This is a genomic window from Streptomyces sp. CB01580, assembly GCF_001905795.1.
GTDB lineage: Bacteria > Actinomycetota > Actinomycetes > Streptomycetales > Streptomycetaceae > Streptomyces.
In genome coordinates, this window is the sequence record NZ_LIXJ01000001.1 from 632446 (window position 1) to 653778 (window position 21333).

A 21333-nucleotide genomic window follows, 5' to 3' on the forward strand; every position below is an offset into this window, starting at 1 on the left:
TCCCGCCCCCTCCCGCCCGGCCGCCCGTTGGGGTACCGTCGCGGCGCTGTGCGGAGCGCCACGAGGAGCAGGTCATTGCGCGATTTCACTGTCCCACCCATGGCGGCCGCTCCTCTCGTGGGCGGACTGGCCGACGTGGTGTTCGAATACGCCGAGGACGAGCCCGACCGGATCGCCCTGGGCCGCAAGGACGCGAACGGAATCTGGCGGGATGTCACCGCGGCGGCGTTCCGCGACGAGGTGCTGGCGCTGGCCAGGGGGCTGATCGCGCACGGGGTCCGGTTCGGCGACCGGGTGGCTCTGATGTCCCGCACCTGCTACGAGTGGACGCTCTTCGACTTCGCGCTGTGGTCGGTCGGGGCCCAGTCCGTGCCCGTGTATCCGACGTCCTCGGCCGAGCAGGTCCACTGGATGCTGCACGACGCGGACGTGTCCGCCGTCATGGTCGAGCACGAGGACCACGCGATGACGGTGGCGTCGGTGATCGACCAACTGCCCGGCGTCAAGCGTCTCTGGCAGCTCGACGCCGACGCGGTGGCCGAGCTGGTCGACGCGGGCGGTCGGATCGAGGACGAGGTCGTGCACCGCCACCGGCGCGCGGTGACCCCCGAATCGGTGGCCACCGTCATCTACACCTCCGGGACCACGGGCCGGCCCAAGGGCTGCGTGCTCACGCATGCCAATTTCATGTTCGAGACGGACACCATGGCCTCCCGCTGGCAGTCGGTCTTCCGGTCCCGGCCGGGCGACGAGGCGGCCACCCTGCTGTTCCTGCCGCTGGCACACGTCTTCGGCCGCATGGTCGAGGTCGCGGCGGTCCGCGGCCGGGTGAAGCTGGGCCACCAGCCGGACCTGTCGGCGAAGGCCCTGATGCCGGACCTGGTCTCGTTCCGGCCGACGTTCGTCCTCGCCGTGCCGTACGTCTTCGAGAAGGTCTTCGACGCCGCCCGGCGCAGGGCCGAGAACGAGGGGCGGGCCGCCGCGTTCGACAAGGCGGTGGACGTCGCGGTCGCGTACGCGGAGGCGATGGAGGCGCGAGCCTTCGGCACCGGTCCGGGGCCGTCGGCCGGGCTGCGGATGCAGCACCAGTTCTTCGACAAGGTCGTGTACCGGAAGGTGCGCGAGTCGCTGGGCGGCCGCATCCGGCACGCCATGTCCGGCGGGTCCGGGATGGACCGGCGGCTCGGGCTGTTCTTCGAGGGCGCGGGGGTCACCGTGTACGAGGGGTACGGGCTGACCGAGTCGACCGCGGCGGCCACCGCCAATCCGCCGGAGCGCACCCGGTACGGCACGGTCGGGCAGCCGGTCCCGGGCACCACGGTGCACATCGCGGAGGACGGCGAGGTGTGGGTGCACGGTGCCCATGTGTTCGCGGGCTACCTGGGCGATCCGGAGGCGACGGCGGCGGTCCTGAGCGACGGCTGGCTGGCCACCGGGGACCTGGGGGCCCTCGACGCGGACGGCTATCTGACGATCACCGGGCGGAAGAAGGAGATCCTGGTGACGTCGGGCGGCAAGAGCGTGTCCCCGGCCGGCCTGGAGGAGCGGGTGCGGGCGCATCCGCTGGTCGCGCAGTGCCTGGTGGTCGGCAACGACCGGCCGTACGTCGCGGCGCTGGTCACGATCGACCAGGACGCGGTGGAGCACTGGCTCGCCATGCAGGGCCGAAAGCTGCTCCGGCCGGAGGAGCTGGTGCGCGACCCGGGCCTGGAGACGGAGATCCGGCGCGCGGTGGTGGCCGCCAACACGTCGGTGTCCCAGGCCGAGTCGATCCGTACGTTCCGGATACTGGCGCGTCCGTTCAGCGAGGAGCACGGTCTGCTGACCCCCTCGCTCAAGCTGAAGCGCAGGGCGATCGAGGCGGCGTACGCGGCGGAGGTCGACGCGCTGTACCGCTGAGGCACGGTGCGCGGTGCCGTGACCCGGCGCTGCGGCACCGCGCACATGGTGGTACGGGACGGTCCTCAGGTGATCGAGACGCGGAACAGCTCGTCCGCGCCGGGCGGCTCCTTCCCGTTGATGTCGCAGTTGGTGGTGGAGAGCCACAGCTCGTCCCGGCCGGGCACCGCGGTGACCGTGCGCAGCCGGCCGTAGGAGCCGACGTAGTACGCGGTGGGTGTGCCGAGGTTCTCGCCGTCGATGGGTACCCGCCACAGCCGTTCGCCCCTCAGCGCGGCCATGTAGATGACGTTGCGGACGACGGCGATCCCGCTGGGCGACGCCTCGGAGACCTTCCAGGTCTTCTTGGGATCGGTCATCCCGGCGGTGGAGCAGCTGCCCTCGCAGATTGGCCAGCCGTAGTTCCTCCCGGGCTGGATGAGGTTGAGTTCGTCCTTGGAGCTGTCGCCGAACTCGGCCTCCCACAGCCGTCCGTCGCGGTCGAAGGCGAGACCCTGCGGGTTGCGGTGCCCGTAGCTGTAGACGTGGTTGCCGAACGGATTGCCGGGGGCGGCCTTGCCGTCCCTGGTCATCCGCAGCACCTTGCCGTTCAGCGAGTTCTTGTCCTGGGCGAGGTCGCGGTCCTGGGCCTCGCCGGTCGACGCGTACAGGTAGCCGTCGGGGCCGAAGGCGAGCCGCCCGCCGTTGTGGTACTTGTTCTTCTTGATCCCCTTGAGCAGGACCTTGTACCCGCCGAGCGTGCTGCCGTCGTACGTCATGCGCGCCACGCGGTTGCCCTCGGACGCCGTGTGCATGAAGTAGACGTAGTGGTTGGCGGACCAGTCGGGGTCGACGGCGACGCCGAGGAGTCCGCCCTCACCACCGGTCGTGACGGCCTCGGGCACGGTGCCCACCTGTTTCCTGGTGCCCGCGGGGGTGGCCTTGAAGACCTTGAAGCTGTCCCGTTCGGTCACCAGCGCGGACGTGCCGTCGGGCATCCAGTGCGTGCCCCACGGGATGGTCCAGCCGGTGGAGACCGGCGTGATGTCCGACGGCACGCCTCCGTCGGCGGTGCAGGCCGGGGTGGTGAAGGCGACCGTGTTGCTCGGGGGCGAGACGTTGCCCGCGGCGTCCTTCGCGACGACGTCCAGGGAGTACGGGCTGGCGCAGGCGAGTCCCGTGAGCGTCGTCGTGGTGGCGGGCGGGGTGCCCGTCACGGTCTTGTAGACGGTGTTCCCGCTGCGCACCTCGTACGCGGTGACGGCCGTGTCGTCCGTCGCCGCGCCCCACTTCAGGGCGACGCCGTTCGCGGTGAGGCCCGACGTGGACAGGGATCCGGGTGCGGTGGGGGGCGTGCTGTCCGGTGCGGTGACCGTGACGTCGACGTAGTCGAGGTTGGGCAGTCCATCGGCCGTCGTGGAGGTGAGCCGGATCCTGTTGCCGCCCGCCGTCACCGGGGTGGTGACGGTGGAGGTGGCCCAGGTGTTCCAGTCGGCGGTGGCCCGGAAGGCGTGGGCGGCGAAGACGGTCTCGCCGCCCACGGCGATGTCGGCGGCCCGGGAAGCGGCCGTGCCGTTGGCGTACCGCACGGCGATGCGCGCGGTGCCCGCCGTGGCCGCGTCGACGGTGAATTCCACGTAACTGCCCACGACGTTGTCGCCGTTGACGAATCCTGTCCCCGAGTAGCCGGAGTGGTTGGACTCGGCGGCGCCCCGGACGATCGTCGCAGACTCCGCCTCGTACCGGGTCGCGGTCGCGGCGGCGGACCGCGGTGCCGCGTGCACCGGCCCGGCGCAGAGCAGCACCACCGCGAGGGCCGCCGTTCCTCTCCGTGCCGTGGTGAGTGTTCCGACCCGCATCCGAACCTCCGTCAGGGAACCCAGTAGTTGCCGGACGCGACGATCATCGACTGGAGCTGGACGCTTCCGCCGTAGTAGGAGCCCGGGTCGATCGAGGTGCCCGCGATCTTCTTCCAGAGCGCGTCGAGCCATGCCTGGGAACCGGGGTCGGTCAGCGCGGTCACGGCGAACGGGGCGGTGAAGGCCATGTCGTGACCGCTGTCGAACGCGCTGCCGTTGAGGCGGTAGCCGGTGACGATCTTGTTGGGGTCGCCGCCCGTCTTGGACTTGATCCAGGAGTTCATCTTGCGCGCCGAGGCGAGCGAGGCGCTGCCCCCTCCGGTGACGGCGTCGGCGCCGACGCGCCACGGGTCGCGGCAGGCGTTCCAGGAGTAGTCGCCGTCGTTGGGGCCCTCCAGCACCTCGCCCGGTGCGGGCTTGGCCGTGCCGTTGGTGTTGACGACGAAGTCCGCCAGCAGCCCGGTGCTCGACGCGTACGTGGACTGCTGACCGGTGATCAGTTTCTGGTGGGCGGTGCGCACGGTGTCCCAGGTGCTGTCGCCCGTCGCCTTCTTGAAGGCGCGGAAGTGGTCGAGCATCCAGTCCGAGGAGCGGGTCATCCAGTGGTGGGACTCCCCTGAGTCCGACCAGTCGCCCAGCAGCGTGAGGTGGGTGGTCGGGTTGATCTCGCTCTTCTTGATGGCGTTGATGCGCTTGACCGCGAGGTCCTTGTAGTTGTAAGTGCCGGACGAGCCCCACTGCTTGTCGGCGAGGAGCAGCCCGAAGGCGACGTCGAGGTCGCCGTCGGTCGCGGAGTCGGATCCGTTGACGCTCTTGCAGGAGGAGTTCTGCTCGGCGGCGAGGAGGTTGGAATTGTTGACGGAGGGGTGCGCGAGCACGTATTTGACCATGCCGTCGAAGACGGTCTTCGCGTCCGGGTCGGCGCCGGCCATCGTCGCCGTGATGACCATGCCGTAGCCCTGGGCCTCGGCGACGTAGGGGTGGTCGGCGTCCGGCGAGATCACCTCGTACCAGCCGTTGCCGCAGTTCTTCTTGACGAACGCCGACTTCCAGGCGTTGTACGTCTTGACCACGGCCTGGTCGAGCGTGGACTGGGAGCCGGACGGCTTCAGGGTTCCCGCCGCGTACGGGAAGGTGTGGCTGCCGAACGGCACCGCGGGACCGGCCGCTGCTCCGGACGCCACCGCGGTCGCGGACGGCACGCCGAGCAGCGGCATCAGCAGTCCGGCGGCGGCGAGCGCCGCTCCGCCGACGGCCGGCTTCCTGATGGTGATGTGCATGGGATCTCCTCAGCCCTGGTACTGGACGACGATCTCGGTGGATTCGCGCGAGGCCCGGGACGCCCCGCCGCGGGCGTCCGCGCCGGTGCCCGGTACGCGTGCACGGTCGCGGTCGACGGACCGGAAGGGGAAGAGTGCGGGGTGATGCCGACGGGCGGCGTCGCCGTGCCGGTGGGCACTCCCGACGGCGGCCGTCGCGGACTCGGTGTCCTCGCTGTCGCTCGCGGCGGCCGGGGCGGGTCCGGCACCCCGATCACCCGCCTCCGAGGCGGCGAACGCTCTCGGAGCGTGACCCACCAGGGGCAGAAGCAGACAGCTGAGGCCGGCGAGTACGGCAGCGGCACGACGTGGGGGGCGGTCACCGCGCACGGATGTTCCCTTCCAGATCCGCGTTAGGAAAGGTTCCTAACCATCACTGCATGGGATTCCCTCGCGGCCGATCTGTCAATGCCTCTCGCGGACCCAAATATCTGTTCCCGTACATGAGTTCGCCGGATTCCGGACACCTCGGGCATGAAACACGGCGACGGGGCACGATCGGGACCCGGCGGGCAGGGCCGTCGGAGCCGGACCCGGACAGCCGGACCCCGGCGGCCGGCTCATCGGCAGCCGGTCCGCCGACCGGGCCGCGGGCGGCCGACGAACCGCCGGACCGTCGGACGGGTCGGGCCGGACAGGTCACCGGCCCGGGCGCCGGGCCACCGGGAATGCCTGACGCACTGTGATCGTTGACCATGAGAATCCCAACCGACGACGTAAGGATCGACCGCCCGTGAGCAAGGTCCCCTCCATCACCCTCAACAACGGCGTCGAGATGCCGCAGCTCGGTTTCGGCGTCTGGCAGGTGCCGGACGACGAGGCCGCGAAGGCGGTCGCGACGGCCATCGAGTCCGGGTACCGGAGCATCGACACCGCCGCGATCTACGAGAACGAGAAGGGCACCGGCCGGGCCGTGGCGGCTTCTGGTGTCGCCCGCGAGGAACTGTTCATCACGACGAAGCTGTGGAACGCCGAGCAGGGGTACGACTCCACCCTGCGCGCGTTCGACGCCTCGCTCGACAAGCTGGGTACGGACTATGTCGACCTGTACCTGATCCACTGGCCGCTGCCGGCGAAGGACGCGTACGTCGACACGTACAAGGCGTTCGAGAAGATCTACTCCGAGGGCCGCGCAAAGGCCATCGGGGTCTCCAACTTCCTCCCGGAGCACCTGGAGCGCCTGCTCGGCGAGACGTCCGTGGTACCGGCCGTCAACCAGATCGAGCTCCACCCGCAGCTCCAGCAGGCGCAGTCGCGCGCCATCCACGCCGCTCACGGCATCGCGACCGAGGCGTGGTCCCCGCTGGGACAGGGCAAGGGCCTCCTGGAGGTGCCGACGGTCGTCGCGATCGCGCGGAAGCACGGCCGCACGCCCGCCCAGGTGGTGCTCCGCTGGCACATCCAGACGGGAAACGTGGTGATCCCGAAGTCCGTGACGCCGTCGCGGATCGTCGAGAACATCGACGTGTTCGGCTTCGAGCTGGACGCCGACGACCTCGCCGCGATCGCCGCACTGGACGAGGGCAAGCGCCTCGGCCCCGATCCGGCCGATTTCAACGTCGGCGCCTGAGCGTTTTCGCCGCGCCACCGACCGCGCGGGCCGCCGGAAGCACGGTCCGGACGGCCACACGGGCCGTCGCCCGACCGGGCGACGGCCCGCCCCTGGAGACACGCGGCGCCACAGGGGCATCCGCGTACCGGTACGGCGGGGGTCCGGAGAGCGGACCGATGACCGCGCCGCCCGGACTTCACCCCTCCGCGGCGAGAACGCCGGGAGGGGGGTCGGCATCCGCCGGTCCCTGCCGTGCGCGACCGGTCGGGGCCTGACGGCCGGGACGTGGGCGGCGTCTGCCACGCCGGCACCACGTTCGGCCGCCCCGGCCACGCCCCCCTCCCGGGGCCGCGGCCGAGTGCCACGAGCCGAAGGCCGCACGCGGCGCGGCCGCTGCGGTCGGCTGGCAGTGCCTCACCGTCCGGCTTTAGTATGGCGAGGCAGGTGGATGTAGTTGTCAGGCGTTTTCAGGTGTGGGCATCCGGGACCGGGACAACGACCCCGGATGCCCTGACTGGAACCCCGGCCCGATTCCGGCGGGCCGGGGTTCTACGTCGGACCCGCGACCGTCACCGCGTCGGGTCCGCGACCGTCACCACTCATCGCCGTACCCGTAGTCGTCGTCGTAGTCGTCGTCGTAGCCGCCGTAGCCGCCGTGATCGCGGTGGTAGCGCTCGATCACACGGAAGCTGCCGACCACGCCGTTCTCGACGCGCACGCCACCCTTGACTCGGCCCGGGCGGACGCCGTCGGTGGAGCTCCACGGCCCGACGGTGGCGATGGGGGAGCCGTTGTCGCAGGTGACACCCCGGAAGACCTCGATCGTGCGGTGGCTCTCGTTGCGGATGTTGAGGCTCTTGGATCCGAGCCCGCTGATCACGGTCACGCAGCCACCACGCTCGTCGGAGTAGGTGCGCTCGTTGATGTGGATGCGCCCCTCGTGGTGGTGCCGGTGGTGGCGCTTCTTCTCGTGGCCGCCGCCATGGCCCCTGCCCTCGTTGCCCCTGCCCTCGTTGCCCTTGCCTTCGTTGCCCTTGCCCGAGTCGCCGCCCTCGGGAACCGAGACGGGAGCGGCCTGCTGAACGACCGGGGCCGCCTGGACCTGCCCGGAGGTGGCGGCCGAGGCGTACGTGATACCTGTGGCGGCCATGGCCGCGGCAGCGGCGACAGCTGCCGTGACCATCGTGGAACGAGTAACCATGTCGCTTCTCCTTCCCAGAGAGGCCGGCTGAGCAGTCGACCCGGAATGAAAGTACTTACGATTTGTCATACCTGTCATACCGGACACGTCGAAGGTCGATGTCGGCACTCCGATCGGGGTACACGAGATAGGCCATATGCCATTTCCGCGTCAGCGGAATTCGAACCAACTGGCTTGAAAAAATGGCTAATTGATGTGCAGTTAGCCTGTACAGGGGACTTTCTGATGCCCGCTCACCCCGGCGGCAGCGTGTCTTTTGTTGACACGGTCCGGACCGTGCGGCCATTCGGGGTACAGCTCCTCTGCCACAAGGAGGAATACCCTTCGCGGGGGTCTTTTCGCGCATCGGGAACCGGCATGTCCGGCCGGTATTCCCCTTCCGGTGCCCCTTTCTCCATTCCGGCCGCGGACCGGCGCGGCCGCTCGCAGCGCGACGGGCCGGGAGGCGCAGTCGCACCGACCGCGCCTCCCGGCCCGTCGTGCCCGGCAGACCTCAGCCCCTCACCCGGCGGGGCCGCCCCGCCGGCCCAGATGCACCGTGCGCGCCATGAGCAGGAAGACGTCGGGACGACGACGCAGTCCGGCCGGGTCCTCGGGGTCGATCAGCCGGTCGAGCACCGCGATGTCCTCGGCCTCGAGGACGCCTTCGAGCATCTCGCGGCGCCGGGTGAACTCCGCGACGACATGGTCGCGCGCCGGTTCGGGCAGCGGTGCCGGGAGGTCGAGCAGAAAGCTGCGGGTACCGTGCGGGCGCAGTCCCGCCGCGTCGAGCAGGGCGCTCCAGTCCTCGGTCTCGCGCCTGGAGCCGGGCAGGGAGGCCCGCATCGACTCGAACCAGTTCGCCGTGGCCGCTTCGATCCTGGCCTCCAGCCCGGGCCGCCCCATGCCCGTGTCGCGCGGCAGGTGACGGGCCGCCAGCCCGCCCTCGACCAGGGCGACGGTGCCGCCAGGACGCAGCAGCGCGGCGAACCCGGCGAGAACGGCGCCCTGGTCGCCCATGTGGTGCAGGGAGTTGCCCGCCCAGATCAGGTCAGCCTCCCCCAGCCGGTCGAGGTCGTCGGGAAGGTCGGCCCGGCACGTGCCGACGCGCTCGCCGAGGCCGAGCCGTTCGGCACGGGCCCGGGCGCGGTCCAGAAGGGCCTCGGTGCCGTCGACGGCGACGACCTCCGCCTCCGGGAACACCTCGGCCAGCAGGCAGGTGATGACGCCGGGCCCGCTGCCGATGTCCAGGATCCGGCGCGTTTCCGCGGCCGCGGGCAGTCCGGCGATCCAGCGGGCCGCCGCCTCGTACTGCGGGCGGCACAGTTCGCCCTCCCGCTCCAGGATCGGGGCCATGGCGTCCCAGTCGAAGTCGGCGTCACCGTGATGATGGCCCGGGGCCGCGCCGTGCCCGTGGCCGTGCGCGGCGTGGGTGGTGTCGTGGCGCTGGCCGTGTCCCTCGTGTTGGCTCATGGGGACAGCGTCGCCACACCCCTGCCCCCTCGGCAAGCCGCCTTGCCGGTTCGGCAAAACGTCGCTCCGGCGCTCCCGGATCCCTGTCGTCCTGGAGGAGCGTCCGTCTTCCGGACCGGTCGGCCCGACGCCTCGCACCGGGCCGGCCGGTCCCTCGTGCCCGGTCCCCGGTTCGTCGTGCGCGACGGGGCGACTCCGAACCGATCGGTGCCGATTGGACAACAACATATTGCCGGTAGGCCACCTTGGCCATAACTTGCGTTTATGGAGCTGGAGTTGCGCCATCTGCGTACCGTACGTGCCATCGCCGACACCGGAAGCCTCACGAAGGCGGCCGCGGCCCTCGGGCTTGCCCAACCCGCGCTGAGCGCGCAGTTGCGACGGATCGAGAAGGCGCTCGGCGGTCCGCTCTTCGAGCGGGACCACACCGGCGCCCGGCCCACACCCCTCGGTGAGCTGGTGCTCGAACGAGCCCGGGTGGTGCTGCCCGCGGTCAGTGAACTCCAGCAGGAGGCGGTGCGGTTCGCCAATGCCTGCGGCCCGATGGAGCGCTTCCGGCTCGGCGGCACCCACGGCCCGTTGCTGGGCGGCCTCGTCGACCGGCTGGTCACCGCCCACCCGAACGCCCCGGTGTCGACGTACACCTCGTGGTCGGAGGCCGAGGTCGCCTCCCAACTGGTCGACGGGCGCCTGGACTTCGCACTGATCGGGGTCTGCGGGGAGAGCCCGCCGCCCGCGAGCGACCGCTTGACCTGGCAGGTGATCGGGGTCGACCCGGTCTTCGTCATGCTGCCGGAATCGCATCCGCTGGCCGCCGAGCGGGAACTCGACCTCGCCGCCCTCTCGGCGGAGTGCTGGGCGGACGTGCCGGGCGACGGCTGTTTCGCGGACTGCTTCGTCAGCGCCTGCGCGCGGGCCGGGTTCAGCCCGGCCTCGGTGTACGAGACGGACACCGCGTCCGTGGTCCATCTGGTCCAGGTGGGGCGCGCGATCGGGCTGTGCCGGGCGACGTTCCCTCCGGCGCCCGGGCTGGTGACCCGCCCGCTCGCGGGCGCCCCGCTGAGCTGGCGCCATCTGCTGGGCTGGCACCCGCGTTCCGCGGCGGCCGTGTCGGCGGCCGGCGCGGTGAGCGGGCACACGGTGGCGGCGTACGCGGACGCGGTGGGACGCAGCGAGAGCTACTCGGGGTGGCTGGCCACGCATCCGGGTTTCGGCCCAGCGGGATGACCACCCTCCGCTCTCGTGTCCCGAGCCCCGCGACCGTGTCCGGCCCCGGCTGCCGTGCCCGGACCTCGGGACACGAGGGCCCCGGGGCCCCGCTCCGGGTGGCTACCGCACGCCGTGCCCGCCCGCGATCGCCGCCACCCGTGCCGCGAGGTTCAGATCGTGTTCGGTGACCACGCCCCCGGCGTCGTGGGTGTTCACGGACAGGGTGACGGTGTTGTATCCGAGGGTCAGGTCGGAGTGGTGGTTCAGCTCGTCCTGGATCTGTGCCACGTGCACAGTCAGTCCGAGGGCCGCGAAGTGCGTGCGCAGGCGGTAGGTGCAGGTGATCCGGTCCCCCTCCAGCGACCAGCCGGGCAGGTCACCCAGCCGTTCCTCGATCTCCTGGCGCGACAGTGGTTCGGCGGGCATGCTGCGACTCCCTCACGAGTGGTCGGTTCCGGTCGGCGGTGCCGGTGACGTTACGGTCTGGGTATGACAACTGTCGCGTCTGACACGGGGGTAGGGCCGCTGCTGCGCCGTTGGCGGGAGCAGCGGCGGATCAGCCAGCTGGAACTGGCGCTCCGTGCCGACTCTTCCTCCCGGCACATCTCCTTCATCGAGACGGGCCGCTCCCGGCCCAGCGAGGAAATGGTCCTGCGTCTGGCGGAACACCTCGACGTCCCGGTCAGGGAACGCAACGCCCTGCTGGTGATGGCCGGCTACGCGCCGCGGTACGCGCAGACCGCGTTCGACGATCCCGCGCTGGCCCCGGTGCGCGAGGGGATGGAGCGGCTGCTCCAGGGGTACGACCCGTATCCGGCGCTGGTCGTCGACGGCGTGTACGACGTGGTGGCGGCCAATCGGGGGGTCGAGATGCTGATGGAGGGGGTGGCCGGGCATCTGCTGGTGCCCCCGTTGAACGCGATGCGGCTCACGCTCCACCCGGAGGGCCTGGCCCCGCGCATCCGCAACCTCCGCGAGTGGCGTGCCGATCTGCTCGCGCAGATGAGGCGCCAGATCGCCCTGGCCCGGTCGGCGGAGCTGCGCGAACTGTACGAGGAGGTCGCCGGCTACCCGTCACCGGAGCGTGCGGACGGGCCGGAGGGCTCCGGACCGACCGGGAACGCCGAAGCGGCGGCCGGGAGCGCGGACGGGCCGGCCGGGTCCGTCGCGAGCGCGGATCGAACGATCGACGGGGCCCGTGCCGTGTCCGCCGCCCCCTCGTTCGCGTTGCCGCTGCGTATCGAGCACGGCGGCCGGGTGCTCTCGTTCATCTCGTCCATCGCGACGTTCAACACGCCGATGGACGTGACGGTGGCCGAGCTGGCCATCGAGACGTTCCTGCCCGCCGACCGGGCGACCGCCGATCTTCTGCGGTCTCTCGCCCCCTGACGGGCCGGGCGGCCCGGGGCGTGGTGCCCCGGCCGACGCGCGCCGCCCCCTTCCCGGGGCCGGATCACCGGTTGCGGGAAGGGGGCGGGCAGGGTCGTCCGGCCGGTCGGAGCCGCTACACGCGCGCTCCGTTGTCGAACGGGTCCCGCTGTGCCGTCCGCTTGCCGGAACGGCTTCCGGAGGACCGCTTCCGGGCGGGCGGCGGGGCCTTGCTGCTCCGTTCCAACAGGAGCGCGGCCGGGACGGCGGTCATCACCGAGGAGTACGTCCCGACGCAGATGCCGATGAGCAGGGCGAGGGCGAAGTCGGCGAGCGAGTCGCCGCCGAGCACGGCGAGAGCGGTCAGGATGAAGAGGGCGCCCATGCCCGTGTTGACCGTTCTGGGCACGGTCTGGAGCACCGCCCGGTTGGCGATCGTGGCGATGGGGGTGCGACGGGACTTCGCCCACAGTTCCCGCACCCGGTCGAAGACCACCACGGAGTCGTTGACGGAGTACCCGATGACGGTCAGGAGCGCGGCGAGGAAGACGCCGTCGACGGTGCGTCCGAGCCAGGCGAAGGCACCGACCAGGATGACGACGTCGTGGACCAGCGCCCCGACCGATCCCACGGCGAACGTCCAGCGGAACCGGACCACCAGGTAGGCCAGCTGGACGAGGACGGCGATGGCGAGCGCGATCAGGGCGTTGCGCCGGAGTTCGTCGCCGAGGCTGGGGCCGATCAGTTCGTCGCGGACCTTGGTGGTCTCGCCGCCCTCCTTCGCGAGGGCCGCGCGCAGGGTGTGCTCGCCGTCGTTGTCGAGCTTCCCGGTGCGTACGGAGAGGTCGCCGGAGCCCGCCGTGGTGACCTCGGCGTCGGGGAATCCCGCGTCCGACAGCAGGGTCCGGGCGCGTTCCACGTCCACGGGCTTGCTCGTCGAGTACTCGACGAGCCGGCCGCCGGTGAACTCGACCCCGAGGTTGACGCCGCGTACGACGATGCCGAGGACCGCGACGACGACCAGCGACGTGGAGATCAGCAGCCAGCGACGCGGGGAGCGCATCAGCTGGGGATCACGACGGGTCAGCCAGGTGCGCACCCGGCCGGGGCTGGCGATGCCGTTGAGCCCGCGCCGGGCGGTGACGAAGCGGGACCCCGCGGCGATCTCGGTGAGCGCGCGGGCGATGACCAGCGCGGAGAACATCGAGGCGACCACACCGATGGCGAGGGTGACACCGAAGCCCTTCACCGGCCCGGAGCCGAGGAAGAAGAGCAGCCCCGCCGCGATCAGCGTGGTGACGTTCGAGTCCGCGACGGCGCTCCACGCACCACGGAACCCGGCGGTCAGGGAGGTGCGGAGCGAACGGTTCGGATGCTGCTCGTGCTCCTCCCTGGCGCGTTCGAAGACGAGCACGTTGGCGTCGACCGCCATGCCGATGGCCAGCACGAACCCTGCGAGGCCGGGAAGGGTGAGCGTGACGCCCAGGCCGACCAGCGCCGCGTACGAGATCAGTCCGTAGGCGGCGAGCGCGACGGCGGCGAGCGCACCGAAGAGCCGGTAGACGATGGTGATGAAGAGCGCGGTGGCCGCGGCGCCGATGAGGGCGGCGCGTGCGCTGGCGTCGATGGCGGCGGCACCGAGTGTCGGGCCGACGGTGCGCTGTTCGACGATCTCGACGGGGAGCGGCAGGGCGCCGCCCTCGATCAGCAGGGCCAGTTCACGGGCCTCGTCGGCGCTGAACGAACCGGTGATCTGGGTGGAACCGGACGGCAGGCCGACGCCGCAGGCGACCGACGGGGACACCTGGGGCGAGGAGATGATCTGCTGGTCGAGGACGATGGCGACGCGGCGGCGGTCGTCCTGGGCGGGGTTGCACGCGGCTTCGCCGGTCAGCCGGGTCCAGTCCTGTCCCGCCTTCTTGTGGAAGTCGAGCGAGACGGTCCAGCCGGCGCCCTGCTGGGCGTCGAACGAGGCGGTGGCCGCCTTGACGCCCGCACCGGACAGCCGGGCCGGGCCCAGGTCGAGGAGACGGCCCTGTTCGTCGGGGAGCGTCAGCCCGCCGTCCGCCCGCTTGCCGCCCGTCTTCTTGTCCTCGTCCTTCTTCTCGCCGTCGCCCTTGGTCCCGTCGGCCTTCTGTCCGTCCTCGGTCTTCTTGTCGTCCGTCGTACCGCCGGTGCCGGTCCCGTCCTCGGCCTTCTTGTCCGCCGTGGCCTTCTCCGCGGTGTCCCCGGCCTTGTTCCCGGTGTCCGCCTTGTCGTCGGACTCGCCTTCGGACTTGCCGTCCCCGGTCCCGCCGTCCTTCTTGCCGGACGTTCCCGCGTCGGCCTCGGTGCCAGGGCCCTGGACGGCGTGGAAGCTCAGCTGAGCGGTCTTGCCGATGACCTCGGCGGCCTTGCGCGGGTCCTGGACGTCCGGCAGTTCGACGATGATCCGGTCCTCGCCGGAACGGGTCAGGGTGGGCTCGGCGACACCGAGCGAGTCGATGCGCTGACGGAGCACCTCCAGGGTGCGGTCGGTGCTCTCCCGGTCCGCCTTGGCGGTGTCCGAGTCCTTGGCCTGGAGCACCATTCTGGTGCCGCCCTGAAGGTCGAGGCCGAGTCTGGGTGACATGTTCAGCGTGATGAGCACGGAGACGAGCAGCACGGCGGCAGCCAGCACCGCCCGCACCGTGGTGGCGCGAGTCATGGGTTTCCTCCGAGGGGGCGCCGTGCGCCCTCGGCTCGGCGAGAACGGGACGGCGGTTCAGTGGGACGGGACCACGGGTGGCCGGGCGGGGGTCGCAACCCGTACCGGAGCGGGTGGCCGGTGGACGGCCGTCCTCGGAGGGCCGCGTACGCCGGGAAGCGCGACGCGGAGACGGTCGATGGTGCGCGAGAGCGCGGCGGGCACCGGGCGCGGCTGGAGGTGCGGGGTACGGATGCCCGGTGCGCCGAACAGCAGGGCGTCGGGGTCGGACGGCGGGAGCTGCTGCGGGGCGCGGTTGTGCTCGGCACCGGCCCGGGGCCCGGGTCCGGGGCCGGTGGTGGGCGCGGGCCGGTGGCCGTCGGTGGCCGTGGCCGTGCGGACGCGGCGGGCGTCGTGGACGGTGACCGTGCGGGCGGTCCGGTCGGTGTGCGGGATCGGTTGCCTGGCGTCGGGCGCCTGCGCGGCGGGAGGCGGCGGCGCACCGGCGAACGGTCCCCCCGCGTACAGGGCCCCGGCCGCCGCGGGCGCGCCGCCCACGACGGTGAGCACGGCGAACAGCAGGGACGCGAGGAGTCGACGGCCCGCCCGTGCGTGGCCGTGGTGTGCCGGGGTGTCCGACCGGGCCCCCGGGGGCGCGTTCCCCGGGGGCGGCCCCGGGAGGGGGGTCACCTGTGTCGGCCCGACAGCGCGGGCGCCGTGGCCGCCCGGCGGAGCACCGAGTTGAGGATCAGGCCGGCACCGCGCACGACGGTGGTGGCCGGGTCGTCGACGAGACGCACCGGAGCGCCGAGCCGGAGTGCTATCCGGTTGGTGACGTCGGGGCGTGCGGCACCGCCGCCCGCGAGCAGCGGGCCCTTGCGCAGGGCGCCCAGGACGGCGCCGTGCCGGTCCTGCTGCCACATGTCCAGGACCATGTCCAGGACGGTGCGGACGACGGCGGTGGGCGGTTCGCCGGGGCCGAGGTCGCTGAGTCCCGTCTCGGCCTGGCGGGCGTCGCGGATCTGTCCGCCGACCAGGAGCGTCGCCTCCGTCAGTTCGGCGCCGATGTCGACGACGAGCAGCGGGCCGCCGTCCTGCGGCGCGGCACACGCGGCGGCGGCCCTCGCACTGTCCAGGGCGATGACGCGGGTCGGCCCGAGGAAGGCGGCCGCCTCCCTCGCGGCGGCGCGGTGCTCGGCACCGGCGAGGACGGGGTGGCTGAGCACGATCACGGTGCCGCTGCGGTCCGGCCCCAGGGCCGTGTCGGCGATGCGGCCGAGCATCCGCCCGCAGGACACCGGGTCGACGATGCGTCCCCGGCGCACCGGGCGCCCGTGCCCCGGCCCGTCGGCGGCTGTGGCGCAGGCGGCGTCGGCGACGACGCCGTGCCCGGGCATCCAGGCGCGGGTACCGGAGCTGCCGAGATCGAGGGCGAGGCCGCGGGTGACGCCCCGCAGTTCCCGGTGGAAGGACCGGTCGATCCGCGGTCCGTCGTGCAGCGAACGCATCGTCCCTCCCCCGGATCTGCCGGAGCAGCCGTAGCACCCACCCACGCACCCGCTGACAGCAAGGCATGGCCGAGCCCTCACTATGCAATAGGGAGGCAAAGAAAGCCACTCTCGGGCAAAATCGAAGGGCTTGGGCGTCGCCCGCTTCCCGGCCGCGCGGTGGGTCAGGCCTCCGACGGCAGGAAGCCGGCTATCAGGGCGGCGAACTCGTCCGGCCCGGCGATCCGGACACCGAGGTCCTCGGCCTTGGTGCGCTTGGATCCCGCCTTCTCACCGGCGACCAGGAGCGTGGTGCGCTTGGAGACGCTGGACGACGACTTCCCGCCCGCCCGCTCGACCAGTTCGTTCATCTGGTTGCGGGAGAGCTTCTCCAGCACACCGGTCATCGCGCCGGTGACCACCACGGTCATGCCGTGCAGCGGCAGTCCGGCGGCCCCGTCCGCGTTCCCCTCCCCGTCCTCGGACGCGGTCTGCGCGGGCTCCTCGCCCGGCTCGGGCGGCGGCGTCGCGCCCGGCTCCGTCATGTTGACCCCTGCGGCCATGAGCTTCTCGATCAGCGGGGCCAGCTCCGCCAGCTCGGCGACGACGGCCGCGGCCTTCTCCTTGCCGATGCCGTCGACCCGCTGGAGCTCCTCGGCGTCGGCCGCCCTGATCCGGTCCATGTCCGCGAAGTAGCGGGCGATCCGCCGTGACATGGAGCGTCCGGTGCCGCGCACGCCCAGCGCGCAGAACACCCGGGAGAGCGGCTGCGTCCGTGCCGTGTCGATGGCGGCGAGGAGGTTGTCCGTGCTGGTCTCGCCCATCCGCTCCAGGCCGAGCAGCTGCTCCCGTCCGAGCGTGAAGAGGTCCGCGAAGTCGGTCACCAGACCGGCGTCGACGAGCTGGACGACCCGGGTCGCGCCGAGCCCCTCGATGTCGAGCTGGTCGCGGCCGGCCGCGTAGGAGATGGAGGCGACGAGGCGGCAGTCACGGCCCCTGACGCACCGCCAGCGCTGTTCGCTGGTGTCGATCTCGGATCCGCACTGCGGGCACGCCTCGGGGAAGACCACGGGCTGCTCGTCGCCGGTCCGCAGGTGGGCGACGGGTGCCTCGATCCGGGGGATGATGTCGCCCGCCTTGTAGACCATGACCCGGTCGCCCAGGCGCAGGTCGCGGCGGGTGATGTCGGCCGGGTTGTGCAGGGTGGCGTAACCGACCGTCGACCCGTCGATCTCGACGGGTTCCAGCACGGCGCGGGGCGCGATGATGCCGGTCCTGCCCACGTTCCATTCGACGCCGAGGAGCCGGGTGACCTTCTCGACGGCCGGGAGCTTGTACGCGATGGCCCAGCGCGGCGCCCGGCTCCCGGAACCGGCGTCGCGCTGGTCGGCCGCGAGATCGGCCTTGATCACGATGCCGTCGATCCCGAACGGCAACGCGGCACGCAGCCCCGCGACCTCCTCGACACGGGCCTGCACCTCCTCGACGGTGGTGACGGTGCGCGGCGCCACGTCCGTGGCCGCCGCGGTGTGGACGCCGAGCGCGGCGACGTACGCCAGGACCTCGCTGTGCGGGAGGTCGGCGAGCGTCTCGGTCAGTGCTCCGGACTCGGCCAGGGACAGGGCCCCGTAGGCGAAGAACGTCATCTCCACCGTGTACGCCCGGTCCTTGGCGCGCAAGGTGCCCGCCGCGCCGTTCCTCGGGTTGGCGAAGGGGGTGCCGCCGTGCTCGGTGCGCACGGCGTTGGCCTGCTCGAACTGTTCGTTCGTCATCAGGATCTCGCCGCGCAGCTCGATCGTGACCGGCTCGGCCAGCTGTCCGGGAAGTCCGGCCACGGTGCCGATCGCGTGCGACACGTCCTCGCCGGCGGCGCCGTCGCCCCGGGTGATCAGCTGGTCCAGACGGCCCGCCCGGTAGCGGGCGGCGACGGCCAGTCCGTCGAGTTTCGGCTCCACGCTCCATGCGGCGACGGGCCTGCCTATGCGGCGCTCCAGCGACGCCGTCCACGCCTCGAACTGCTCGGCCGAGAAGACGTTGTCCAGGGACAGCATCGGCACCGTGTGCGGCACGTCCCCGCTCGCGGCCCCGCCGGCCACCTTGCCGGTCGGTGACGCGTCCAGCACTTCCTGCGGGTGCTCCTGCTCGTATGCGGCGATCCCCCGGACCAGCCGGTCGTACGCGTCGTCGTCGAGCGCGCTCTCGCCCGTGGCGTAGTAGGCCGCCGCGGCCTGCGACGCTTCTTCGACCGCGGCGGCGTAGGCGGCGGCATCGGCGAGCACAACAGCTGAGTTCGTCATGGCCCCCATCCTGCCGTCCACCACTGACAATCCCCTCCCAGCAGGGAGAACGCCCCGTCAGCCGACCGTCGCAGCCGTTCCGTCCGCCTCACCCGAAAGCCCCGTCCCACCGGAACGCCCCGCCCCTTCGCGCGGGCCCGCCCCGTCCGGCCGCCTCGCCCCGTCGGCGCCGTCCGCCGCGTACCGTACGACCGTCGTCGGCGTGCGCGTCGCCGGAGTCCGCCGCCCCGCGCACTCCCTCAGCCAGCGCCGCAGCACCCGGTGCACCCGCTCGGCCCCCACCAGCTCGGTGCCGTCGGCCACCGGGGACGACAGGTCCGTCGGCCACAGCAGGAACGGCAGGGACTGCGCGCCGCCGAGGCCGCCGTGCGAGCCGATCTGTTCCTCGAAGGCGTGCACGGTGCCCGTGGCCGCGTCGTGCATCGAGTTCACCATGACGTCGGCGACGTGCGGGAAGGTGTCGGTGCGGCGGATCGCGGCCGCCGCACCGGGGCCGAACGGGGCCAACGGCCCCTCCCCGTCGCGCAGCTCCCGCACCGGGATCTCGGTGCCTCCGCCGCTCAGCACCACCGATCCGTGGCGTTCGCTGCGGACCAGCAGGAAGCCGATGCCCGGATGGTTGGCGAGAGTGCTGAGCAGCGCGGGACGGCTCCGGTCGAGCTGTTCGCGCGAGGCACGCCCCTCGATGTCGGGGAAGGAGATCAGCCCGAGGTTGCCGGAGGCGAGGACGACCGGGTCGGACGGCTCGGCGCGGTGCTCCGCCCCGGTCTCCTCGACCGGGCGCCGGTGCAGGGCGATCCGCACCGCGTCGCGCGCCTCCGAGCCGCTGCGGGTGCGCTGCGCCCGGCGGGACACGGGCAGGCCGCAGCCCGCCCGCACCAGGTCCTTGAGCGTCAGCCCGTAGGCTCCCGCGAAGGTCTCCCCCGGGCTCTGGCCGTGGTCGGAGAGGAGCACGATCCGGTACCGGCGCGGGGTGTGTTCGGCGACCTTCGCGATCAGCGCGAGACAACGGTCCAGCCGCCCGAGCAGCTTCTCCGCGTCGCGGCTGTGCGGGCCGGAGTGGTGCGCCACCTCGTCGTACGCGACGAGGTCGGCGTAGACGGCGGTGCGTCCGGCGAACATGTCCCCCATGACGGCGGCGACCACCACGTCCCGTTCGACGACGGTGGCGAAGGCCCGGATGAAGGGGTAGAGCCCGCCGCGCTTGATCCGAGGGGTGTCCTTCCGGATGCGGGCCCGGGTCGACTCGCCGATCTCGCGGCAGACCTCCGCGACGAACGACAATGCCGTGCGCACGGCGTTGGCCGGGTCGGAGAAATAGGCGAAGTACCCGGCCCGGGAACGGCGGCCCTTGCCACGCCTGGCCGCCATGGACAGGACGAGCGCCAGTTGGTCGGCGCCGCCGCTGAAGAGGTTGCCGCGGCTGGCGCCGTCGACGGTGAGCAGCCCTCCGTCACGGGTGCGGGCGACGGCCCTGCGCTGGAGTTCGAGGGCGCTCGCGGGCCGGCTGGAGACCATGACGTCGCCGGTCTCCTTCTCGTACCAGCGGAAGGCGGGGACGTCGTGGTTGCTGCCGTGCAGAATGCCGAGCTGGCTGGCTCCGGTCTGGCTGGACCAGTCGGTGCGCCAGGGGGTGAGCCGGTGGCTCCCGTCGTCCGTGAGCCACCGCGCGACGGTCGGCATCAGCCCGGTGTCCGCCGCCCTGGCGAGGATGTCGTGGCCGACGCCGTCCAGCTGGATGAACACGATGCCCGGTGGCCCGCAGCGGCCGTGGTCGTGCCCGCTGCGGCGGCGTCGGCGGTCGGCGAGCCGGGACAGGCGCCGCCGGTAGGCGTTGTCGTCACGGACGGCGAGCGCCGTGGACGTGGCCGAGGCGACGGCGGACATCACGGCCGCGACGACGACCGCGGTCTGCGGGTCGGCGGCGCCGCGCCCGTCCGGTATGAGCCGCAGGGCGACCAGCAGCAGCGAACCGTTCAGGAAGAAGACGAGCAGGCCGAGGACGAGCGCGGGCACGATCAGCAGGGCCCGCACCAGGAGCGGCCAGACGAGTGCGGAGAGCAGGCCGAACGCTCCGGCGCCCCAGGCCGCGGTGAACGCGGTCTTGGTGATGCTGTCGCCGTCGTCCGACTGGAGCCGGAACTCCGGCAGCACCCCGGCGAGCACCAGCATCGTGAGCGTGGAGACCGCCCACACCACGGCCACTCGCATCAGGGCGTTGCCGACCGTTCGCCATCGCCCGTCACCCACGCCTCAACCACCTCACGTCCGGGCCCCGCCGCTGCGGACCCTGTCCCCCAGCCTGTCACAGCCCGACGGCAAGCCGCGGAAGGGACGGGGCCGGGACGAGGGCAGGGGCCGCGAGCCGGCAGTGGAGGCGGAGTGCGTCAGCGGCCGTCGTAACCGGCGGTGGGCATGGAGAGCCTGCGATGCACGCTCGCCTTCGTGCCGGCGTTGTACGGCGGCTCGTCCAGCCCGGCGATCTCCAGACGCACGCCGCGCCGCGCGCACTCCGCGGCGAACTCCGCGACCGACGTGAGGGCCCGTTCCAGCACCCGGTCGTTGGCGGCGACGAACACCTCGACGTCGCCGCTCTCGACATCGCTCCACAGGGCGTGGTGATCGGGGCGCAGCCCGTAGAAGCGGAGCTGGCGGGTGACGACGTACCCCTTGTCCGCGGCCCAGCGTGCGCACATGTCGTGCTGGCTGCGGGTGTCCACGAGGAACGGATCGCTGTCGAGTTCTTCGAGCGGTGTGAGACTGGCGATCGCCGCCACCCGTACGTCCACTGCGTCCCCCAAGACCGTTCCCCCGTGCTAGGCGTACGCGCGACCCTACCCCTCCCTCTCCCCTGCAAAAAGGCGCATGTCGGGACGGGAGGAGCGCATGACACCGCGCGGAACAGCAGTGCGCCCGCGCGCGCCGGAGCGGACTCGGCGACGAGGGCGCACACGGGGCGGCCGGAAGGGTCGTACGGGTGGCCCGGGTGTATGCCACGGCGCACGCGCTCGATGCGTGGACCACGCCTAGGGCCTGTGCGGAGTCG

At 72.1% G+C, this 21333-nt stretch carries 16 protein-coding genes; 4 read left to right on the forward strand and 12 right to left on the reverse strand.

What is annotated here, in order from left to right; translation table 11 throughout:
- The first annotated feature begins 99 nt into the window (after window positions 1–99).
- The gene (locus tag AMK22_RS02435) at window positions 100–1899 is read left to right on the forward strand and encodes an AMP-dependent synthetase/ligase (protein ID WP_073781488.1); all 1800 of its coding nucleotides are present in this window, start codon (window positions 100–102) and stop codon (window positions 1897–1899) included.
- Window positions 1900–1964: 65 nt separating this feature from the next.
- Here AMK22_RS02435 and AMK22_RS02440 read toward each other — a convergent pair whose 3' ends face one another.
- From AMK22_RS02440 to AMK22_RS02450, 3 genes are read right to left on the reverse strand one after another with little or no spacing between them, the layout of a single operon-like run.
- The gene (locus tag AMK22_RS02440) at window positions 1965–3737 is read right to left on the reverse strand and encodes a PQQ-dependent sugar dehydrogenase (RefSeq protein ID WP_073781489.1); all 1773 of its coding nucleotides are present in this window, start codon (window positions 3735–3737) and stop codon (window positions 1965–1967) included.
- Between the two features lie 11 nt (window positions 3738–3748).
- Window positions 3749–5017: a glycosyl hydrolase family 8 gene (locus tag AMK22_RS02445; protein ID WP_107430448.1), complete on the reverse strand. Its 1269-nt coding sequence runs from the start codon at window positions 5015–5017 to the stop codon at window positions 3749–3751.
- 9 nt (window positions 5018–5026) lie between these two features.
- Complete coding sequence (locus tag AMK22_RS02450) at window positions 5027–5386, reverse strand: hypothetical protein (protein WP_073781490.1); 360 nt, start codon at window positions 5384–5386, stop codon at window positions 5027–5029.
- Between the two features lie 403 nt (window positions 5387–5789).
- On the opposite strand from AMK22_RS02450, the gene AMK22_RS02455 reads away from it, so the two are divergent.
- Window positions 5790–6626 (forward strand): aldo/keto reductase, encoded by an 837-nt coding sequence (locus AMK22_RS02455; RefSeq protein ID WP_073781491.1) that lies wholly within the window; start codon window positions 5790–5792, stop codon window positions 6624–6626.
- 574 nt (window positions 6627–7200) lie between these two features.
- On the opposite strand, the gene AMK22_RS02460 is transcribed toward AMK22_RS02455, so the two are convergent.
- Both AMK22_RS02460 and AMK22_RS02465 read right to left on the reverse strand, forming a co-directional pair.
- Window positions 7201–7809: a hypothetical protein gene (locus AMK22_RS02460; protein WP_199883097.1), complete on the reverse strand. Its 609-nt coding sequence runs from the start codon at window positions 7807–7809 to the stop codon at window positions 7201–7203.
- 501 nt (window positions 7810–8310) lie between these two features.
- Complete coding sequence (locus AMK22_RS02465; protein ID WP_073781493.1) at window positions 8311–9261, reverse strand: class I SAM-dependent methyltransferase; 951 nt, start codon at window positions 9259–9261, stop codon at window positions 8311–8313.
- 264 nt (window positions 9262–9525) lie between these two features.
- Here AMK22_RS02465 and AMK22_RS02470 point away from each other — a divergent pair, with 264 nt between their 5' ends.
- The gene (locus tag AMK22_RS02470; RefSeq protein ID WP_073781494.1) at window positions 9526–10488 is read left to right on the forward strand and encodes a LysR family transcriptional regulator; all 963 of its coding nucleotides are present in this window, start codon (window positions 9526–9528) and stop codon (window positions 10486–10488) included.
- A 102-nt stretch (window positions 10489–10590) separates the two neighbouring features.
- On the opposite strand, the gene AMK22_RS02475 is transcribed toward AMK22_RS02470, so the two are convergent.
- On the reverse strand, window positions 10591–10896 hold the full coding sequence (locus tag AMK22_RS02475) for a 4a-hydroxytetrahydrobiopterin dehydratase (RefSeq protein WP_073781495.1): 306 nt from the start codon (window positions 10894–10896) through the stop codon (window positions 10591–10593).
- A 63-nt stretch (window positions 10897–10959) separates the two neighbouring features.
- On the opposite strand from AMK22_RS02475, the gene AMK22_RS02480 reads away from it, so the two are divergent.
- Window positions 10960–11859: a helix-turn-helix domain-containing protein gene (locus tag AMK22_RS02480; protein WP_073781496.1), complete on the forward strand. Its 900-nt coding sequence runs from the start codon at window positions 10960–10962 to the stop codon at window positions 11857–11859.
- Window positions 11860–11974: 115 nt separating this feature from the next.
- On the opposite strand, the gene secD is transcribed toward AMK22_RS02480, so the two are convergent.
- The 6 genes from secD to AMK22_RS02510 all read right to left on the reverse strand — a co-directional run bounded on the left by secD (window position 11975) and on the right by AMK22_RS02510 (window position 21088).
- On the reverse strand, window positions 11975–14524 hold the full coding sequence (gene secD, locus AMK22_RS02485) for a protein translocase subunit SecD (protein ID WP_073781497.1): 2550 nt from the start codon (window positions 14522–14524) through the stop codon (window positions 11975–11977).
- 57 nt (window positions 14525–14581) lie between these two features.
- Entirely contained in the window at window positions 14582–15073 is a 492-nt protein-coding gene (locus AMK22_RS02490; protein WP_143203515.1) for a hypothetical protein, read from the reverse strand.
- A 116-nt stretch (window positions 15074–15189) separates the two neighbouring features.
- Window positions 15190–16011, reverse strand: a complete 822-nt coding sequence (locus AMK22_RS02495) for a rod shape-determining protein MreC (RefSeq protein ID WP_073781499.1) — start codon at window positions 16009–16011, stop codon at window positions 15190–15192.
- Window positions 16012–16175: 164 nt separating this feature from the next.
- The gene (gene ligA, locus AMK22_RS02500) at window positions 16176–18296 is read right to left on the reverse strand and encodes an NAD-dependent DNA ligase LigA (protein ID WP_073781500.1); all 2121 of its coding nucleotides are present in this window, start codon (window positions 18294–18296) and stop codon (window positions 16176–16178) included.
- A gap of 48 nt (window positions 18297–18344) precedes the next feature.
- Window positions 18345–20537 (reverse strand): phage holin family protein, encoded by a 2193-nt coding sequence (locus AMK22_RS02505; RefSeq protein WP_073781501.1) that lies wholly within the window; start codon window positions 20535–20537, stop codon window positions 18345–18347.
- Between the two features lie 137 nt (window positions 20538–20674).
- A complete protein-coding gene (locus tag AMK22_RS02510) occupies window positions 20675–21088 on the reverse strand; it encodes a hypothetical protein (protein WP_073781502.1) in 414 nt (137 codons plus the stop codon).
- Window positions 21089–21333 lie beyond the last annotated feature (245 nt).